Source organism: Sporosarcina obsidiansis (assembly GCF_009651005.1).
GTDB classification, from domain to species: Bacteria; Bacillota; Bacilli; order Bacillales_A; family Planococcaceae; genus Sporosarcina; species Sporosarcina obsidiansis.
Genome location: NZ_WHVW01000001.1, coordinates 143,720 through 164,088, shown reverse-complemented (window position 1 = coordinate 164,088; position 20,369 = coordinate 143,720). Strand labels below are relative to the sequence as shown.

The window sequence follows — 20,369 nt, the reverse complement described above, 5'->3', positions numbered from 1 at the left end:
AATTGAAACTTTATATATCACTAGTGAATTCGAAAAATCATTTACCTTTTTGGTAAATACCTCTTCATAGTTTTGTTTGCTTGCCTCTAACCCTTTTTGTTATATACGTTATTACTATACCGCTAACTCCGTTTTAAAGAATTGTTAAAATTATAGTTGTAATATCATCCATGCCCAACGCTTGCTTCTTAGTTATATAAAAAATAAAGAAATACCAATAAAGTAATCCTTCTTTTACGTAAAGCGAATAAAAAAGCCCCACGGAGATTCTTCTCCACGGAGCATTGCTGTAACCAGGTTCTACAAATTTTATGTGACCTAGTAATTGTTTTAATAGTCTTTACTAAAAAACATAGACTTCACTATATTATACTTCTTCTCGTTTTATCCTATTGCTAAGCTTATAAAGCGAAACAATTAGGACAAGAGAATCTTTTCATAACATTCAAGGTTCAATCATAATCTGGCAAGAGATTAATGGATTTCGGATATTAATTAATTTCTGTAACTTCAAAATCTTCAGGCTGGTAGCCAGGAATAGTTGAAACATTTCCTTTTTTATCAGTATATTTAAGTGATGGAAGTTGTTCAATTACAGAACTTTGGACCATTGAGCCGTTAGTAATATTCACAAAAATTGCTGATCCTGGTAATTTAAAGTATATCGGTTTCTTTGCATTTAATGCATCCACAATTTCAAGGGAACTCAAAGATACTCCTATTTGATCTTCATGAAAAGCATTGTTAGTTTGTGGATTAATTACTGCTCCATCTGGAATTGAAGAAATTTGAGCAGCTTCACTCATTTGAGGTATAGAAACCAGTAATGAAACTATCAACATAGACATAATAAGTTTTTTAAAACTTAAAACCTTTTTCACAAGCACATCCTCCTTTCATACAGATATTACTTTATTAATAAATCTAACTTTAGTATATACCATAAAAAATCACATGACAATATTTCTCACTATATATTTACTGTATCCATTTCGATATTAAGTATTTGTGCCTGTTGTCGAGAAACCAATGCAGATTACGAATAATTCATAAAAGAAAATTATTACCATTACCCATTAATTGTAAAATAGTTATTTTTAGTTATATCATATTCTCTATTTTATTGCCCTAATTCATTGCTAATATCCAACTTCCATACTCAAATACCATATGTCTAGTATTCTATGAATTTAGTTCTACGTCAAATGTTTGGGGAATGAAGAAAACAGGTCATCTAAATGAACCCCAATCCCTTGCTACTCAATGTTTAATAAGATTTTTGTTTAATTTGATTGAAACCTCGATAACTATAGGCATTAAGTTTCTTCACTTTTGTTTTCCTAGTAAATCCCCCTAAAAAACACTAGATTAAGAAAAGGGAGTGCTGTTGATAAATCCACCTGTCCATATCTCAACGCCTTGTTTGCTTTCATAAAAGCTGAGATCTGTGGGTCTTATACAGACTGGTAAAAGGCTTCTAATCGTGTTTTCATTTCAATAAATTTTTCTGTCTTCTTCACTTCATCAAACTATGTACAATAGTCCTCTTTCAGTTCATATACGTTTCATAGCACCTCTGTCATTCCATTCAAACTGTTAATTTAGTTGATTTCTCACCACACTGCTTTATCTCCAGCACAAGGAGATAATGAACCACTACACACTATGATCATTCTGTCTCGACTACAAAGTTTCATATAAGAAGAAAATAAATTTGACTGTCAAATTTATATTTAGGTACTTTGTATAAAATTCGTAAATTCGTTCATTTCGCTGAAACAGCTAATCAGAAAGCTAAATGAATCATCAATTCAGGAATGCAACGCCTTCTGGTAAAGTTCCGAGATATTTAATACAAGACAATGACCTAATTCCTCGCTCTAAATATTTTCCATATTTTTATATCCATTAAACATTACCGTAAAGAAAACCGTCTAGCAGTTTTCTTTTACTTGTTTCATTATCTTTTGGGCATAGGCGTATTTTTTAGGAGGTAGGTAAGGTAATCCCCCAAAATGAGCACCATCTATAAAGTCATATTACTGAATATATCAAAAACTATTGCAATACTTAACGAACGCATTAAGAAATCAATAGCAAAGCATCACTCCTTTTCCTGTTTAACTTCATGATTCGTCAGGAAATACCGAATTGGAGGATAAGTCGGTATTAAATTTTCTTTATCATACTTACAAAAGATGGTTTTGATCAGACTAGTCAAATACTTTTTTAAAAGGTTTGTGAGAAGGCTTATTTTCTAGGCCCATCTATTTCAGCATTGACTCTCCACCTCATAATCGCCTTGAATTATATTGTTAGACTCCTTACTTCCCGTTGAAATTTAAATACATAAAGAGAAATCCTAGTAATTTCTATTTGGATGGATTTTTTAAAGGAGACAGCAAACAAACACAATGGATAAGCAAATTGCCGACTCATGTCTCTCCACCGCTATTTCCTTCTTTCTATGTTTATAGACAACCGTTCCTAATAGGCACTCTGAGCTATATTATTCTAACAATAGGATAGTGGCTCTACTAGAACTTCAACTGCTGTTTGTATACAATGAGTGCTAAACTTATCTATACAATTTGGAGGGATTCTGAATGCTGTCATTTCTACGATCACTGTACGATTATGGTAAAGAGTGGCTAGGTTATTTGGTTACCTATTTGAAAAATGAATTTATGGCCAGGCATGCAGCCAATTTGGAAATTATCGCATTGAAGAGCCAACTTGCATCTTATATCCATCGTTTCGAAAAAGAAAAAATCCCAAAACCGCTTCCAACACCAGCTTTTCGTCAACTCTGGGTGCTCCTGTCCAAGCACTTGGAAAACTGGAAGGATTCATTGGTCATGGTAAAACCCGATACGGTCATTCGATGGCACCGAACAGCTTTCAAGTTCTATTGGAAGGAAAAATCTAAGAAAATCGGACGTCCTACGATTTCTGCCGGGACAATCCAGCTGATTAAACGAGTACATAAAGAAAATCCACTGTTGTCACCGGAGAAAATTCATGAAAAGCTTCGGATGCTTGGAATCGATAAGCCGCCTGCTCCAAACACCATTTCTAAGTATCTGCCAAGTACACGAAAGCCGCCTTCCGAAAAACAGATCCAGTCTTGGAAGACGTTCTTGCAAAACCATCAAGAAGAGATATGGGCAACCGATTTCTTTACGATTCCTACAATTACCTTTAATGTACTTCATGTCTTGGTGATCATTCATCATAAAACTCGTGAAATTATTCATTTTGGCGTAAAGACGAACCCAACAGCGGAATGGACCATCCAGCAATTCCGAAATGCAACGCCTTACGGCAAAGTTCCAAAATACTTGATTCATGATAATGATCCCATTTTCTGTTCTAAAGCATTTCAAGCTTTCTTACAGTCATCGGACATTACGGCAAAGAAAACCGCTTATCGATCTCCTTGGCAAAACGCATACGCCGAAAGAGTAATCGGCACGATTAAAAGAGAGTTGGTAGACCAAGTAATTCCGCTGAATGAGCGACATCTACGTGGGCTGCTTATGGAATACATCAAAGGTTATTACAATACACATCGGACACATCAGGGAATCAGTGGCAAGACTCCAATCCCTTCACCGATTTACTTTCCGACTTCGGCAGAAGATACCATATTGGAAGCCACCCCGGTGTTAAATGGTCTCTACCATACTTACAAGAAAGCGGCTTAACCAATCAGTTGAATATTTTTAAAAACCCTTGTGAAAAGGCTTTTTTGGCATGTCCAACTTTTTCTTCCCCTATTTTTCGACCTCTCTTCCATTTAAATTGCATGGTGAAAATCCTGTAATACAGGTAAATAGAAAAAGCCATCCTGAGAAATCGTAATGATTTCTGTCCGGATGGACTTTTTGAAGTGCACAGCCTTCATATTGTTTGAGCCTGTAGAGCATATAGATTTCTCGAAACGTGAGTTCATCCAAGATTTTTAAATAGTCGTCGTACTCATCCGCTCGGCTGAACTGATTTTCAGTGAGATGTTTTGCAAATAACCTCGCAAAGAACCGGACTTTCTCTTTTTGTCGAGTATATAAGGAAGCCTTCAATGCAGCAAACAGAGAGAATAGGAACTCTTCACTCTGGATCACTTCCTGGGTCAATTCGATTTCCCCCTTGTCCAACTCCTCAAAGAAGACGGCCGCTCGTTCAACGTGAAGTTTGTTATATGCTTCCGCAGCGAGGGAATCAATTACATCACCTATAGGAATACCGTAAAGCGATAACTGCCTTACGACTGCTCTTGCAAAATGGTTACCAGAATAAAGTTTCAATGCTCTTTCTTTCATATCCATCCTTCTCACCTCCATTCCACCTCTCTACAATTCTACCAAAACAAAAAAAGAAAGAACCAACCCAAAGGTCAGTCCTTTAACCGACTATTATAAACTATTAAAATGTATTTTATCGCTATCCAAGTGTTTAACATCCAGTACAGCAGAAGAATAGTCATTCATGGTCTCCAGCTCTTCCTGTTCTTCTGCCGTACTTATTAGTTTGGCATCCAATTGATGAATTAGCCGACTCAATGAAGCTAACCCTTTCCACTGTCTGCTTTGTATCAATTGCTCGGAAACCATCTGTTTTCGCTCTGTAGATAGACCTGCATAGCTGGGCAGCGGGAGAGTCTCTAGTTGTTTCTGCAATGTCTTTGCATCTTCTATTTCAGCAAGACGGACAACTTGGCCTTCTATTTCAGATACTGCTTCTTGAATGTAAGCCAATGGGACATCTTCGCCAAATCTCTTTAGTAAATCCTTAACTACACGCTCTCTTCCTGCTCTGCCAAGATTAATAAAGCCATCCCCAGCCTGCTCAATCGCGAATTCCATTACTCGATCGTTTGCGCTTAAAGAAACAGTTTCAGTTTCATCAGGAAGTGATGTGGCTAAACTATCCAATACTATGAGCAATTCAGACTTCATTGGACATGTCTGAACGGAGCTGAGCGTTGCCCGTAGACGTTCGGCTTCAGTACACGTAGAAACAGAAGGCAATGCATCTTCCACATCAAAAAGACGCTTGAGCCAATCAATTCGAAGCTCTACCTCTCCTTTGGCTTCCACATTGAAGATCAATTCAGTACTGGCCTTCTCTATCGCTTGTAATTCTTCTATTTGAACGTCTATACTCGTCTCCAACTTTGTTAAGCGTTCATTCAATTCTTGATAGAAAGGTGCCTCATCCCTGCTAGCTGTTACTGTATAATAAAATCCTTCCGACACTACTGGTTCTACTACAGAAGTAGCAAGACTGCCGGGAAGGTTAGAATACTCAATCATGTTAGTTCCTCCTATGGACATACCTTTCTTCTATTATAGTAGATGGTAGCATAAATAAAAAGAAAGAACCAACCCGAAGGCTAGTCCTTTCTTGTGATCTACTCAAATGTTTGAGTGGATTATTGTTGAGCTTTGGATTTCAAAGTTAGAGACACTCCGTCAACGGAAACAGTAATACCTTCATTCACTTTTGCAATAGCTGCTTCCTGTCCGCCTTCACCCTGTCCAATTGCTTGAATATCTGCGGTTATGGCTGATACCAATGTTTTGCTATTGGTTGAATCGTACCAGTTGCTTCCTTTAAGATTTACTGCAGAAGTTGGATTCCACTGATACGTGTTACCATTGTAGACAATGCTTTCAGGCATTCTACCATTGTTAGCATACTGCAACGCTCCAAGATAGCGTGCCATATCGTTCATAGCTGTACCGTCCAGTAGTTGTGTTCCATTTGAATAAGTAGATTCAATCGTTACACCACTTTGTGTTTTGGACAAAACAGAATTTCCAACGTATGAATAGTCTTGGTACGTATAGGTTGATGCAGCTTCAAAAATACTATTTACTGAAAATGTATAAGTGATTGCATCTCCAATATTTTTGCCTGCCGTTTCACTAACTTGCTGTTTCGGCTGAACTGTAATTGTGTAAGTGCCTTCAGCTAAACCGTCCTTAGGTGAGAAAGTAAGATTTACATCTCGTTTTTCACCTGCGTTAAAACCAACAGTAGCTACGCCGTTTGTATTGTTTTGACGAACGCCATAAAATACAGCATTGCTGCCTGATTCTTTCAACTTTGTCGCAAAGCTCTGGTTTGCAGTTGATTTGCCCCAGTCAGCCGGCTGACGACCATCCGTTTTTGCTCCCCCGCTAATATCATCTGTTGCTCCACCGTTTGTTTGAAGAGTAAGCTGAGAAAGAACATCATCAAACTTAGCATTTGAAGATTCTCCTTCCTTCTTAACAGTGATATCTAAATATGCACCATTTCCGAAGTAATTGTAGCCGCCTGGAGAAGTATGAGCTGATTTCTCACCGGAACCAATCCCGTTGTTTGAACCCCATTTAAACGAAGTCTCATAACGATCTTGGTTTAAAGTTAGATCTCCACTTTTTGTTAGGAAAGCATCCTGGTTGCTTTCGTTTACAACAGGTTTTTCATTAGTAACTTTATCAACAGTACCTGTACCTGACAGTTTTACTTCACTATTACCTGCAATCTCTTCAACAGAGCCGTTGTTCACCAACTCAACAGAAGCCTGAGCATCAACCTTTTCAATTGTTCCATTGTTTGTAATCGTAACATTTCCAACTGCTTCCGGAGCAACTGCAATAGCTGCAACTCTTACACCTGGATAAATGATCACCTTAATGCCATCTGGATCATGCACGAAGAGACTGTTACCATTAGCCCGCTCATTCCATGTTCCATAAGCAACGTTATTAATATTGATATTTCCTGATACTGTGAGCTCATTATTAACTGTAGCCTGTGGTGCATCAACCGTCAGATTACCAGTAATGCTACCATTTTTCAAGTTCATCGTACCTTTAGCCGGTGTGTTGATTGTTACGTTACCAGTAATCGTCTTGCCATTCAGATCAAGATTGATCAATTTGTTAATTACAATATCTTTTGTGATGTTACCTTTAAGAGTAACGGTATCTCCGTTTTTAGCAGCTTTTAGATCCGCTTCAAACTGCTGGGCATTCGTTGTTGGCAATGTTCCACCATTCCGTGTCTATCCTGCCAAGGATTTCGACCGGTCTACACCGTACGTGCGGCTTTCACCGCATACGGCGTTCCATCGATAGATTCTCTACCGACTAGGTTCCTTCGCTCCCGCCAGTTTTCTCCTCTCCGTATGTTGCCATACAGATACAAACGGCTGGCAATCGACACTACTACGAACCCGCTGACTTCCTTGATACCTCTATGGAATTACTCTTCCTACTCATCAAGGACCTCAAACGTTCCATACCTGTCATCCCTTGTTTTAATAACCGTAGGCCTCCACTATGCAACAAGAGAAGAACCGGTTTAATAGCCCGAATTGTACCGGTTCCTGCGCTGCTATTCCAAGCAGGCAGATGGCTGACCAGCCGAAGGTTCTTTGTAGATCAGCCACTAGCTCATGCAGCTTTAATTCATGGATTCATTGCTTGACCATAGTTATCTTTTAAGGAGCCCCGCATACGACTTTCACGTATTACGACTTCACCTGGCTTCATGCTTCATGGCGAGTAAACCATTTAGCATGCAGGAGGATTAGGCACTATGTAAATTAGGCTATTACATAGGACGGGTATTTCTCCCGACATTTGACAATGTATAGTTAAAGAAAATCCTCATACCGAATGCCGATATGAGGAGATTTCTTCACTCATTTCATCTACTATATTCATAGATTTATAGAGTAACGTTTCGCAATTTTATTATTCGACGATTGTTTTGATTTCAGTTACAGTAGAGAATCCAGCTTTCCCGTCAGCTTTAAGAGCTGTCAAAGCGTTAAGAACCGCTTCAGCCTTTTCTACTTGAGCTGCTGCACCAAGTGTCTTGAATTCAGGAAGTAGAGAATTTTCTCCTGCAAGAGCTGCTTGTACACCTGCAATTGTTGTTTCATCGTTAACATCTGTAAGGAATGCTGTTCTTACTGCAATTGCACCTGTAGTTTCATGAGATACTGCTGCAAGAGCTGCTGCTAAATCTTTAAATTCTTTTGCTTTTTGATCATCACCAGCTACAATAGCATTACGCTTAGCTAATACAATTTCAGCTACTTCAAGCTTAGCTGTAGATGAAAGGTTAGTGAAATCAGTCTTATTGTTTGCTGCTTCAAGAGCGATTAGAGCTTTGCTCATTTCAGAAGCTGTAGAAGCTGCATTAACTGCTGCAAGTTGTGCTTTTGCATCTTGTGCAGCGTTTACAGTACCGATGAGTGTATTTACTTCACCTGCAGTAAGAGTTTCTTCTCCAGCAACCGCTTCGACAACAGCAGTTTTATAAGCATCTGCATATGCAGAGTTTACTTTGTTTGTTTGATCATTTAACTCTTGGCTCTTTTCAAGAAGAGCTACAACGTCTGCTGCTGCAGTTTTAGCAGTTACTTCGTTAAGATCTTTAAGAACTTTAGTTTTTGCTGTATCTACTGCTACATTGTTAGCATCAGTAACGATTTTCTGGATATCTTTACGTTGGTTTTTAGCTCCAACTTCAGCTGCTTTGACTGCATCTCTATAAGCAGTAAGGTTAGCATCTTCAACATCTTTGATAAAGAATTCTTTTTCTAGTCCGGCATCAGGATACTTTTCAACAAGCTCAGTCTCAAGCTTATCTAGGTTAACCAAAGCGGTTTTCAATGCAGAGTTCGTTTTAGCTTGATCAACAGCGATTAAAGCATCTTCAACATTTAAAAGATCTAATAATTGCTCTTTTAGACCAGCAAACATTGAAACTTCATCGTCTTCAGAAATTGCAGGAACCCAATTAGTAACAAGTGTTCTAGCTTCAACAACTTTCACGCTGTCTAGTGACATGTTAGCTGCATCTACTTTTGGACCTACTACAGAAAGATTAACATTGTAAACAGCCTCTTGGATTTCTTCAACAGTTTCAGGTTCTCCTTCAGCTATTGCTGCCTGATATTCAACAATCCACTCAGGGTTTACAACATCGAAGTTAGCTTGCAATGCTTTCAACAATTGAGCTTGAGTTTTTGCATCTAGAACCGCTTCAACTGCTGCATCATTAGCTTCATCTTTAGCTGTATCTTCATCAATTTTAGTAATTGCTTTTTGAACTGCTTCTAGTGATGCAGTTGCCCCCTCTGCTTGAAGAGCAGTTAAATATTTAGCAATAAGTAGCTCGTCAGCATATGTAATACCTGCCGCATCTAGAGCTGTTTGCAATTTGATTTGGTTAGGAGTTGTAACTGCAGCTTCTACGATATCAGCTAATTGGTTGATAGCATCGAAGTTGTACTTTTTACCGTTTACATCCCAAACACCAGTAAACTTGTGGTCAACTGGGAACGGTGTTACGAATTCGAAATCGGCTTGTGTTGTGCCTTCTGCAAGCAACATTGGTTTAGTTTCTACAACTTTTCCTTCGCCATCTTTAACAACTACGTTTGCATCTTCGATAGCTGTAGTGATCTCAGGGAATGTTACAGTTACAGCGTTAGCGTTAATCGCACTTACCGATTCAACTTTCAATTCCCCTGCTTGAGCTCCAGGAATTGTAGTTTGCTGACCATCTTTATCTACATAAGATAGTTCAGGCAGATTGTTCACAGTTTCTGAAGAAACTAGTTGGTTGTTTGTTACATTAACTACTGATGTTGAACCTGGTAACTTGAAGTAAACATCTTTACCAGCATTAATCGCATTGATAATTTCAAAAGATGCTAGTGAAGTACCGATTTGGCTTTCATGGAATGCATTGTTTGTTTCTGGATTAATAACTGCTCCGTCAGGAATCTGAGATACTTCTGCTGCGGCAGCAGGTGTGACGTTACCTGTAGCTGCTACTGCTAATGCAGCTGCAGTAGTTGTCAAAAACGCAAGCTTATTTGATTTTTTCAATATTCTTACCTCCATTTTTGGATGAAAATGTACTTAATTATAAAACTGAAGTGAGAAGAGAAGTACTCTCCCCTCACTTCCGATAATAAATTAATTAGTTAAGCTAATAGTTTTTGCAGTTCCTACGTTGTTACCAGCAGCATCAGTAAGCTGAACTGTTGCTTCAATTGTATTGCCTTTGACAATTGCTAAAGTAAGTGCTTCGTTGAACTTACCGTCTTGCTCAACTGTATTACCATCAGCTAGCTTGTAAGAAATTTTATATCCTGCTGCTTCAGCTGGAGCAGTCGCCTTAGTAGCAACTGTCACTTGTAATGTGTTTGCAAGTGGTGTGTTCACTGCTGTTGTATAAGTGAAGTTCAAATCAGAGTTATCAGCTTTCAACTCAGCAATTTTCGCTTCAGCTGCTACTAATTTGTCAGTAGTAGCTTGTGTAACTAGTGCTTTTTGAGCAGTAGTTAATGCGTTATAAGCAACGCGTGCTTCGTTAACTTTTGCTTCATTAGCAAGTGTTAAATCAGCTGTTGCTGGAAGTGCAGTAATCAATGCAGTAACTGCATTAGCTGCATTCGCATCAGTTTGGTTAGAAACTGCTTTTAGGATTGTAAATGTGATTACGCCATCATTGTTTTTGTAGTAGTGAAGTTCTGCATTCGGGCTAGTTGAAACGATGTCCTCAAATTGAGCAAAGTTCAAGTTAAGTGTTGTTGTTCCGCGTGCATCTTCATACTTCACTTTACCAGCGTCAAATTCTTCTTTATAGTTAAGCTCTTTCTTGCCAGCGAAAGTAAGTTTCTTTTTGTCTTTATCGAAGCTTTGAACAACACCAGTGTATGAAGTTCCAAGATCTGAAGTTGATTGGAATGTAGCTTTTGCTACTTTACTTTCAGATAGACGAACAACTTTTTTGTCGTTGCCCACTTCTTTAGCTTCACCGTATGCTGTTACATCAACAGAAGCTGTCTCTCCGTTTGCACCAACAAATAGTTTTACTTGTTTGTTGTTTGTTGTTTCAAGTGTAAATGTTTCACCACGACGAGTAGAGATGATTGTTGCTTTGTCGCGATTACCCACGTCAGCTGCGTTCTTCCAAACGTAAACATCACTATTGCCAGTGTTCGTTACTTGGTAAGTAGCTTTAAAGTCAGAGATACTTCCTGAGAATGCTTCACCGCTTTGGTTAGCAACGTCGAAACGGAATTCAACAGCATCCGAACCTACTACAGGACGATTATCTTTGATTTCTTCTTGTGTTCTTTGGTTGTATACTTTCAGCTTGCTTCCTTCAACTTTTTCATCTGCGAAGTAAGTCATAGCAGCTGTTTTAGTTGGCTCACCTTGTTCAAGTACGCCATCTTTGTTGTTGCTTGTGTTGATATCGATCCAGATTACTGGAGTAGCATAGTCTTTATTGTCATTGCTAACAATTTTGAATTCTGCTTCACCTTTAGAATCTAGTTTGATTTGAACTTGTTGCTTGTTGTTTGTGTTGTAGTAGTTTGTAGTTCCTTTGTATTTCGTATTATCTACAACAAACTCTGCTTTCGTGTTTGTAGAGATTACACGGTCAAGAACTTCATCAAATGCTACGTTAACAACTTCGCCAGCTGCTGCTTTACCGTTTTCGTCTTTAACAGCCACTTTGTATACGCGACCGTTTGATGAACCTACAGCTGCCTCTTCGCCACCGTCACGAGTAAGTTCTAAATCATATTTCGCATGAATAGCACCGAAAGTCAATTCAGCAGCTTTCACTTGTAGTTCAGTTTGATCTAGTTTGTTAACTGAGTTTTGGCCATATCCAGAGTTGTCAATGAATACAACTGGAGTTGCTTTTGTGTTTGATCCTGAAACAGTAAATGTTGCTTCACCTTTAGAGTCTGTTTTAACTGTTACAGAAGCTACTTGACCATTAGTAGTTTGGTAAGCCGGCTTGCCATTAATTGTAGCATCAGTCAATTTATTGATAGCTACATCAACGTTTTCAGCGAAAGTAACATGCACATCTTGGTTTTGGACAGCTTTACCAGTTTTTGGATCTTTATATGTTACTTTGTAAACTTTATTTTCTCCATTATTTAAAGAAGCACCTTTTTTGTCGTCTTCTTCAAGAGTTAGGATTGTGTCAACACCCCAATGTACAGTTGCATAGTCACGAACTGTTGGAGTTCCTGTTGGGTAAGCTACCACTTCGTCAACACCAGCAGCATATTGTGTATAAGAGAAAGTTGCGATACCATCTGCGTTTGTTACAGCTTCAAACACTTGGTCTTTGTTAAGTGTTCCAGTTGTGTTAGCTTTTACGTTAAATGTTACAGGGATACCTGCTTGTTTAACGCCAACATCAGCAGATAAAATCGCTTGTTGTCCAACTTTACCTTGAACATTTTCAGAAGTCATGTCAATTTTTGTCGGAACTACAGCAGACATACCAGTGAATGAACCAATTGCTTTGTCATTCAAAGTAACTGTGTACTTTTCTCCGCCTTTTTGAACTGCAGTAGTCAATACTACTACTTTATCGTCAGTTTGTTTTACTGCAGCATTAGATACAGTCAAACCGTCGATTTTGAAGTTCAATGAGTTGATGTTGTCAACTTTATCTTTCATAGCTACTTCAACAGTCGTAGCGTTAACTGCTTTAACTGAAGCAACGCCAGGAGCTACTGTGCCAGTACCTACATCAGAGAAATCAGTGTTGATTGTCTTGTGTAAGAATGTAGCAAAGTGACCACGAGTTGTTGTGTTTTTCGGGTTGAAAGCTGGTGCTTCTGGGTTTGTGATGTCGAAGAAGTCTAATACGTCAATTGCTGGACGAGCTTCTGCTTTCGCTTTACCTAGGTCTGTAACGTCTTTTTTGAAGTCTTGTGCTGCAACATAAGAAGCAAGATCGATGTCATGTACGCGGTCGAATGCACGAACAAGAACGATTGCCATGTTTTCACGAGTGATGTCACCAGTCGGATCTAGTTTGCCGTCTGGTGTACCAACGAATACTCCGTTGTCATACACTAGTGCAGCCATTTCAAGCAATTCTTTGTTTGAAGTAGTTTTTAGGTCTGCAAAGCGTGGTTTAGATTGAGCGTCAGCCGGTACTTTATAACCTTCTGATACTAACCATTTACCCATCAACTTAACTACGTCAGAACGAGTTAAAGTTTTGTTAGGTTTGAATGAACCATCTTCGTAACCTTTGATGATGCCTGCATCTGATAATGCATTGATTGCTTCTTCGTGTGTGTTACCTTTTGTGTCGTTAAAATCTGCCGCGCTTGCAACTGGTGCTACTGCTGATGCTACTAGAGCAGCTGAAGCAGCCCCTACTACAAACTTGCGATATTTCGTTGGTTGGTTAGCCATTGAATAATTTCCTCCTCTTGGATATCTCTGTTTTTGCCGTGATACTACCTATGTATGAAAGTAGTAGGCATTACACAGTAAAGTATAGATAAGAACGGTAAAGATGTCAATCGAATTTTGGAAAGTTTACTAGATTACTAGCAAACATCGACAAATCTTTTTTGCCGCAACTTCTATTCTACCGATTTTTTTAGAAGATGCAAGTATTTGCCAAGAAGTTTTTGAAATAGGGTATTTTGGTGGTGCTTGGAAACTTTGCATACAAAAAGGCTTGAACAGATGGGAACTGTTCAAGCCTTTTTGTGTGCGGTCAACCAACCGTTACGCTTCGCGTGGCATTTGTGCTATATGCTAAGAGAAAATTATCCTTACACTTCCGTATTCTATCATTAAGTTTCATAGATTACAAGAAGGTTTTGGTAGATTGTGTTTTAATATTGAACTTTTTATTTGAGAACCTTTATTTCAACAAATGTTTAAGAGTTTGGTGAGCGTTCCTGGATTTCCGCTTCAGACGGGGACGCTTTCCGGAGGGCGTGGCTTGAGTCGCTTCCTTCGCTTCGCTCTGTCCAGGGTCTCAAGGCTCACGCTGATCCTCCCGGAGTCGCCCCATCTTCCGCTTCAATCCTTAATAGATATCTTAATTTTATAGATACGTCAGCGATTAAGTTTCTCAAATCACTGCTTCTTCTTATAGACTTCTACTAGAAACTTTGGTAGATTCATTTGTCGTTTGATTCGACTTGGTTCTAGTAATAATCGATACAACCATTCCGCGCCCGCTTTTTGAAAAGCAACCGGTGCCCGTTTGATGTTGCCAGCTAGTACGTCGAATGAGCCACCGACGCCTTGAAACAAAATCGGGTGTAGTTGGTTTCGATGTTGTTCGATCCATTGTTCTTGTTTGGGTGAGCCCATAGCGACGAATAGGATATCGGGTTGGGCTTTGTTAATGTTGTCGAGTACGACTTGTGTGTCTTTTTCGTAGCCGTGTTGGACGCCAGCAATTTGAATGTCTGGATGTAGTTCTTGCAATCTAGCAGCTGCTGTGTCGGCTACGCCAGGTTTGGCTCCGTAAAGGAAGATTCGTTTCCCCCTTTTTGCGGCTTCTTGGACGATGCGGTCCATCATGTCGATGCCGGTGACTCTGGAACGGATTTGGCCTTTTTTTAGTTTGGATGCGAGGATGACGCCGATGCCATCCGGGATTTGGAATTCAGCCCGGTTGAGCAGTGCTTTTAGTTCGGCGTCTTCTTTCGCTTTCATTAGCTTTTCTGGATTGATCGCGACGACGAGTGATTTTTTTCCTTCATCTATATTCGCGAAAACTTTGGGTATCAGTTCGTCGTAGTTTTCAGTGTTGACGGAAACACCTAGAATTTCTTCTTTCATTAATGAAGCAGTCCTTCTTTTTTGCCATCGCCTAGTTTGAAGAAGCGGAATTCAGCGTTCTCCCATTTGTCTGGGTTGAGGGCATTTTTAGTGTCGAGCATAATGGGTCTTGGTTGTTTCGTTGATAGACTCGCTGGATCGAGCTGTTTAAATTCATCATGGTCCGTTGTTAATAGAAGCAAGTCTGCATTTTCGATTGCTTCATCGATTGTTGCTGTTTGCGTCGGATGCTGCAATTCTTTAATATGCGGATCGAATGATGTGACTTCTAAGCCTAGTTGCTGGAGCGACTCGATGACTTTCGTTGCCGGGCTTTCGCGCATGTCATCGACGTTGCCTTTGAACGCCAACCCGAGAACCGCCACTTTCCCCTTTTCGATGCCATATTGCGTCAGTAAGTTCTTTGCTTTCTGTGCGGTGAACATCGGCATGCCGTCATTTGTCAGACGCGCTTTTTTGATGATGTCCGCTTTATCAGGTGCCAGTTCAACGAGGAACCATGGGTCGACTGCGATACAGTGACCGCCTACGCCTGGGCCTGGTGTATGGATGTTGACACGTGGATGGAAGTTGGCAAATTTGATCGCTTCCCAAATGTCCACGTCGATACCTTCTGCGATTTTCGCAAGTTCATTGGCAAATGCGATGTTGACGTCGCGGTAGGTGTTTTCCATGACTTTGACGAGTTCTGCTGTGGTCGCGTCTGTCAGGTGGATCGTTCCTTGTACGAATGCTTGATACAGCTCTTTCGTCATTTCTGCTGATTTCGGATTAATGCCGCCTACGATGCGGTCGTTGTTGACGAGTTCTTCGAATATCTTGCCCGGGATGACGCGTTCCGGTGAATGGGAGACGAATAGTTCTTCTCCGATGACGAGATCGGTTTTGCGCAGTTCCGGCAGCATGACGTTTTCGACCGTTTTTGGTGGGACGGTGGATTCTAAGATGACAAGTGCGCCTTTTTTAATATACGGAACGACGGACGCAGTGGCCTGGCGGATGAATTCCAGGTTGGCAGTGTTGTCCGGGTTGATAGGTGACGGTACAGCAATAATGTAGACGTCTGCTTCGACGGGTGTAGTGGAGACGGTGAAGTGCCCTTGGTCGATGGCTTGGTCTAGACGTTGTTGCAGGCCGTTTTCTTCTATATGTAGTTGTTTGTTAGAGATGAGTTGTACCGCGCGTTCGTTTTTGTCGACGCCGTGTACTTGTAGGCCGCTGTTTGCGAACATGACGGCTGTTGGGAGACCGATGTAGCCTAGGCCTACTACGCATAGTTTCTTTTGCATGGTTTGTTCTACCTTCGCTTTCTGTTGTGAGTGTTGAAGAAATTGTTCTATCCTATTTTCTCAGTATCTTTAATCTTTTCCTTACTTTATTTACTACAAATAATGTGGTCACTGAAAACTTGCACCACACTGTAAGGATTGAAGCGGAGGGTGGCGACTCCTGTGGGATCAGCGTGACAGGTGAGACCCTGGACTGAGCGCAGCGAAGGAAGCGGCTCACCGCACGCCCCACGGAAAGCGTCCACCCGCAGCGCAAATCCCGGACCACTATGTTTTTGTATATTGCCATCTATATAGTATACCAAGTTATTGATTTGCCAACCACGTTTATTTCTTTGTGGTGGTCTGTACTTTGTATGTTGTATAGGTTCCTTGTTTTACGGTTCGTCCGCTTTGGTTTTTGATGCCTGGGTGGACGATGAGCATATATTCTGCGCCAAGCTGCATGGGTTTGGCGGGTTGGATGGACATGGTTTTGTTGTCGATTTGTTTTTTTGTTGTAGGTATAGAGACGCTACCGAATTTGATAAGTTCCATTTTGTCGAAAGTTTTTGCCGGGCCGAAGTTCATTGGTTGTGTGAATTGGACGTTGAATGCTTTTTGTTGTGGTACGTCGGTCGGTCCGTTGATGTGTTTATAGTTTTTTGCTGCAAGGCTCGCTGTAATTAGGCGTTTGTGCATGCCCGTTAGTTCTGTGCCGGGTGCCATGTTGATGGTTGGTTGGACGCCTTTGTGTTGGACGGGTGTGCCTTTCGGGCCTGTGTAATGTCCGGTTGTGAGTTTTAGTGCACCGCCATTAGCTAGTTCGAATAGGGACTGGACGCTGCCTTTGCCTTTTGTGTTCTCCCCTACTACGACTGCCGCTTCTTGGTCTTTGACGGAGACGGCGACGATTTCGGATGCAGAGGCGGAGTAACGGTTGACGAGTACGTACGTGTCATCCGGGAATTTATTTTTCGCTGGGATCGATTTAGCGGACTCGGTACCCATGCGTGTTTTTAATTTGTAGGCTTCTTTTGCTTTCGGGAAGAAGCCTAGTAGTTGTTCAGCGCTTTCCACATAGCCGCCACCGTTAAAGCGTAGGTCTAAGATGAGTTTTTCTGCGCCTTGTTTTTTCAGATTTGCCCAGTGAGTGTTGACGTCTTCCAGTAGATGAGCTGAAAAAGTCTTAATTTTCAAATAACCGACATTACCGTACATCATATGTGATTGGACATTGGTTTTATTCTTCACTGGATAGGTCAGGCTGGCGACTTGTGTTGTCGGTCCTGCACTGGCGTATTGGTTTAGGTATTCTTTGTATTCTGCTGGTGTTAAGTAGACAGAGTATTCGTCGAGTTGGTTGACGATTTCATTGATAGTTTTCGCTTTTGCTACGTTGGTTGGTTGTTCGCCGTAGTAGTAAAGTTCAACGATTTCTTTGACTTCGTCGAGTGTGGCGGCTTGAGACACGGGCGCTAAGCAGAGCCAGGCGATGATGGCTGTTGCGGCGATGAGTGTTTGTTTCATGGCGGTTCCTCCTATTTGCTAGTTTGGGTAAGTAGGTTCAAATGACTTTTCATTGGTTGTTATATGTACCTACTCACTATACCCTATACGGCTCGGAATAAGCGATTGGGGAAGGATTTATTTTTTTGAATATAGGTTGACCCAGTAGATTTTGCCGTTTTTGTCGGTGGCTGTGCCGGCACCCATGTGTGTGAATGTCGTGCTTAGGAGATTTTCTTTGTGACCGGGTGAAGCGAGCCAGGCATCGGTGACTCCTTTGGCGCTAATGTAGCCAGCCGCGATATTTTCTCCGTACGCTTTCCATTTGTAATTAAATTTCGCTAGCATTTCAGGCACGGTCCCGTATGTTGGGGAGATGTGTGACAGTTCCCCGTTTTTAGCCATGTCTTCCGCTTTGGCGGTGGCGATTCGGTTGAGTGCCGGGTCCGCTTGCAGACTGTTGACGTTGGCAGCTTTGCGTGTTGTATTGACGATGATGATTGTTTGAGCCGCTAGTGATGGTTGGTTGGATGTTGGTGGTTCTGGCTTTGGTTGTTCTGGTTTTGGTTGTTCAGGTGCAGGTTTTTCTGGCTGCGATTGTTTTTCAACATACATTTTCTTCTGTTTATCGTAGGTGATCAGGCCTTTTGCTCGTTTGTCATTAAATTGGATGGCGCGGTAGAGAAACGCTGCCATTTGTGCGCGCGTGACGGGTTCATTCGGCTTGAATTCTGCGCCTGGCCGTGTGGTCGTAATGTTGAGTTCCGCGATCGTCACGATGTAGGTGTAAGCCCCGTTCGATTTCGTAACATCAGCAAACCGAATGAAATCGTTGTCGTCCGTGATGATATTGTAACCGAGAACGAGTAGCTTCGCCATTTGGCCCCGAGTTAGCGGATCGTTCGGATTAAACTTGGCTTGATTGGCAAACAGCCCTTTTTCAGTGAGTGCGCGGATATGATCGTAGGCGCCATGTGTTGGTTTGATGTCTGTGAAATTCAATTTATAGGCAGCACTTGGCTTCGCTTTGATAGCGAGTGCGATCATCTTGGCCGCCTGCGCACGGGTGACAGGCTGGTTGAGGCGATACGTATTGTCCGGATAGCCGTTGATGATTTGATTGGCAGCCATGTACGTGATCGCTTCGTGTGCGTAGTGATCGGCTGGCACGTCTTTGAATGTCGCGGCGTGTGCAGGTTGTGCGTAGGCCACGGCAGTTGCTGCGAGGGTGATAGCCGTTGTGCTGATGAATAAGTTTTTCTTGTGGTGTCGATTGGTGTTTGTCAGTTTCATAGATTCGGCCTCCTTTTGTATGAGTATACTGGATAGTTGGGTAGATTTGGAGGGGGATTTGGTAGGATTTGCGGGATTTTTGGGAGGTTATGAGCGGTTGGCGGTGGGTTATGAGCGCTTGAGGGGTGGCTATGAGCGGCTGGAGGTGGGTTATGAGCGCTTGAGCTGATGTTATGAGCGGCTGGCGGTGGGCTATGAGCGCTTGAGAAAAATCTATGAGCGGCCGTAATTTCATTGGAAGGGTGGCGCATGAAATGATGAGCATGCGCCTTTTTGATTGGTTGGACTTAGAAGGTGAGATTCGTAGGTATACTAAGTAGTTCGGAAGATAATTGATAAACGGAGTATCTCTTCTTACCATGTAGCTCGGTATAAGGATTTGCCAAGAGACGTTTGGCTACATGTCGGGAGCGGATATTGCTAAATTGTCGAAACTGCTGGTTCGTGAGGAGGTCTCCTTTAATCCAATACCATTCTTGAAGTGTAGTGTAGTGGGCTGCGGGGTCTAGATATCCGCACGCTTGGCATCTCCAACGTTTTGCTTGCCACTGCATGGTCAGGCGGTTGCAAGTATGGCAGGTAACGCCAGATGTAAGTTCTTGGGAGTTGATGTCGTATTTTTGAGTAAGGGGAGATGATTCGTACATGCGGTGGGCCTGTTTGAGTTCATTGGCTAGTCGATGGATTTGAGGTTGACTTAATATATCTGAATTCATTTCCATTGAACGTAGTTTGTTTGGAATTTCATATGAAAATGCAATGCGGGAGGATGCCATATTTTCGATCGTAAGTTCATTTTGATATGCAAATACGACGTAATCCATGAGCGGGATAGTAATTTTCCGCTCTTGCAACCACTGATCGAAAAAATACTTTTTCCTCTCTAGTTCTTCGATTGGACTTCTCAAAACGGTCCGCTCGCCACCTGGCACTTGGCGGATAAATTGAGTGGGATTTTGTTTAACTAGCAGTTTACCAGCAATATTTTTAATTTCAAATAGTATGATAATGCTTGGTGTAATAAGCATCGAATCAATTTGGAAGTATACCGCACCTTGCTTCAGAAAGAGGTCATGGAGAATTGCATGGGGGTACTGTGGGGCAAACTCCCTCATTTGATAGTCAAATTCCTTCTCTCCTCCAAATCCCGCCCTTCCATTGTAAAAGTCAGTTCGAATTTTTTCATACTTTTCATGATTGACTGGCAGACGTTTCAACAGCGCATGTTGCCCAATGACTAACTTAGGCACTTCACGGGTTTTGTAAATTATATCTCTCACCTCCTGTACGTTGGGTTTATTCTTATTATAGCAAATCAACATCAACATGGAAATGTTTGGATAAAATTCTTTTTTGCATTAGGTTTGGCTGGTAAAATTAATTTTTGATGTGGAATTAGGTATGAAAATTGAATTTTCATCGTTTTCTCTTTATGGATGGGAAGTTGATTTATAAAAATATGTCTTATTAACTACCTAGAGATGGTTGGTTTTATTGTTTATGAGCGTTGGTTTGGGTTCTATGAGCGTGGACAGCTTCCCTATGAGCGCGAGCGTGGGGTCTATGAACGTGGACAGCTTCCCTATGAGCGCGAGCGTGGGGTCTATGAGCGTGGACAGCTTCCCTATGAGCGCGAGCGTGGGGT

At 41.3% G+C, this 20,369-nt stretch carries 12 protein-coding genes; 1 reads left to right on the top strand and 11 read right to left on the bottom strand.

Features of this window, described 5'->3' with window-relative positions; translation table 11 throughout:
• Window positions 1–491: 491 nt before the first annotated feature.
• Complete coding sequence (locus GD002_RS00750; RefSeq protein WP_153730412.1) at window positions 492–881, bottom strand: hypothetical protein; 390 nt, start codon at window positions 879–881, stop codon at window positions 492–494.
• Window positions 882–2,606: 1,725 nt separating this feature from the next.
• Here GD002_RS00750 and GD002_RS00745 point away from each other — a divergent pair.
• Complete coding sequence (locus tag GD002_RS00745) at window positions 2,607–3,707, top strand: integrase core domain-containing protein (RefSeq protein WP_153730411.1); 1,101 nt, start codon at window positions 2,607–2,609, stop codon at window positions 3,705–3,707.
• Window positions 3,708–3,776: 69 nt separating this feature from the next.
• On the opposite strand, the gene GD002_RS00740 is transcribed toward GD002_RS00745, so the two are convergent.
• From GD002_RS00740 to GD002_RS00695, 10 genes are all read right to left on the bottom strand, one after another.
• On the bottom strand, window positions 3,777–4,328 hold the full coding sequence (locus GD002_RS00740; RefSeq protein WP_153730410.1) for a hypothetical protein: 552 nt from the start codon (window positions 4,326–4,328) through the stop codon (window positions 3,777–3,779).
• Between the two features lie 87 nt (window positions 4,329–4,415).
• The gene (locus tag GD002_RS00735) at window positions 4,416–5,315 is read right to left on the bottom strand and encodes a hypothetical protein (protein WP_153730409.1); all 900 of its coding nucleotides are present in this window, start codon (window positions 5,313–5,315) and stop codon (window positions 4,416–4,418) included.
• Between the two features lie 119 nt (window positions 5,316–5,434).
• Complete coding sequence (locus tag GD002_RS00730; protein WP_153730408.1) at window positions 5,435–7,039, bottom strand: hypothetical protein; 1,605 nt, start codon at window positions 7,037–7,039, stop codon at window positions 5,435–5,437.
• 712 nt (window positions 7,040–7,751) lie between these two features.
• Entirely contained in the window at window positions 7,752–9,902 is a 2,151-nt protein-coding gene (locus GD002_RS00725) for a hypothetical protein (protein WP_153730407.1), read from the bottom strand.
• 90 nt (window positions 9,903–9,992) lie between these two features.
• Window positions 9,993–13,262: an S-layer homology domain-containing protein gene (locus tag GD002_RS00720; RefSeq protein ID WP_153730406.1), complete on the bottom strand. Its 3,270-nt coding sequence runs from the start codon at window positions 13,260–13,262 to the stop codon at window positions 9,993–9,995.
• Between the two features lie 678 nt (window positions 13,263–13,940).
• Entirely contained in the window at window positions 13,941–14,654 is a 714-nt protein-coding gene (locus tag GD002_RS00715) for a WecB/TagA/CpsF family glycosyltransferase (protein WP_153730405.1), read from the bottom strand.
• Entirely contained in the window at window positions 14,654–15,943 is a 1,290-nt protein-coding gene (locus GD002_RS00710) for a nucleotide sugar dehydrogenase (RefSeq protein WP_153730404.1), read from the bottom strand. The genes GD002_RS00715 and GD002_RS00710 overlap by 1 nt, the downstream gene beginning before the upstream one ends.
• A 327-nt stretch (window positions 15,944–16,270) precedes the next feature.
• Window positions 16,271–17,452 carry a S41 family peptidase gene (locus GD002_RS00705; protein ID WP_153730403.1) on the bottom strand — a complete coding sequence of 394 codons (1,182 nt, stop codon included), beginning with the start codon at window positions 17,450–17,452 and terminating at the stop codon, window positions 16,271–16,273.
• 117 nt (window positions 17,453–17,569) lie between these two features.
• On the bottom strand, window positions 17,570–18,724 hold the full coding sequence (locus GD002_RS00700; protein WP_153730402.1) for a CAP and S-layer homology domain-containing protein: 1,155 nt from the start codon (window positions 18,722–18,724) through the stop codon (window positions 17,570–17,572).
• A gap of 287 nt (window positions 18,725–19,011) precedes the next feature.
• Window positions 19,012–19,974 carry a nuclease-related domain-containing protein gene (locus tag GD002_RS00695; RefSeq protein WP_194841420.1) on the bottom strand — a complete coding sequence of 321 codons (963 nt, stop codon included), beginning with the start codon at window positions 19,972–19,974 and terminating at the stop codon, window positions 19,012–19,014.
• Window positions 19,975–20,369 lie beyond the last annotated feature (395 nt).

What these genes read in the sequence shown, in the direction of transcription:
- GD002_RS00715 (WP_153730405.1), bottom strand. Translation starts at nt 14,654, where the DNA reads ATGAAAGAAGAAATTCTAGGTGTTTCCGTCAACACTGAAAACTACGAC.
- GD002_RS00720 (WP_153730406.1), bottom strand. Translation starts at nt 13,262, where the DNA reads ATGGCTAACCAACCAACGAAATATCGCAAGTTTGTAGTAGGGGCTGCT.
- GD002_RS00710 (WP_153730404.1), bottom strand. Translation starts at nt 15,943, where the DNA reads ATGCAAAAGAAACTATGCGTAGTAGGCCTAGGCTACATCGGTCTCCCA.
- GD002_RS00745 (WP_153730411.1), top strand. Translation starts at nt 2,607, where the DNA reads ATGCTGTCATTTCTACGATCACTGTACGATTATGGTAAAGAGTGGCTA.
- GD002_RS00705 (WP_153730403.1), bottom strand. Translation starts at nt 17,452, where the DNA reads ATGAAACAAACACTCATCGCCGCAACAGCCATCATCGCCTGGCTCTGC.
- GD002_RS00735 (WP_153730409.1), bottom strand. Translation starts at nt 5,315, where the DNA reads ATGATTGAGTATTCTAACCTTCCCGGCAGTCTTGCTACTTCTGTAGTA.
- GD002_RS00740 (WP_153730410.1), bottom strand. Translation starts at nt 4,328, where the DNA reads ATGGATATGAAAGAAAGAGCATTGAAACTTTATTCTGGTAACCATTTT.
- GD002_RS00700 (WP_153730402.1), bottom strand. Translation starts at nt 18,724, where the DNA reads ATGAAACTGACAAACACCAATCGACACCACAAGAAAAACTTATTCATC.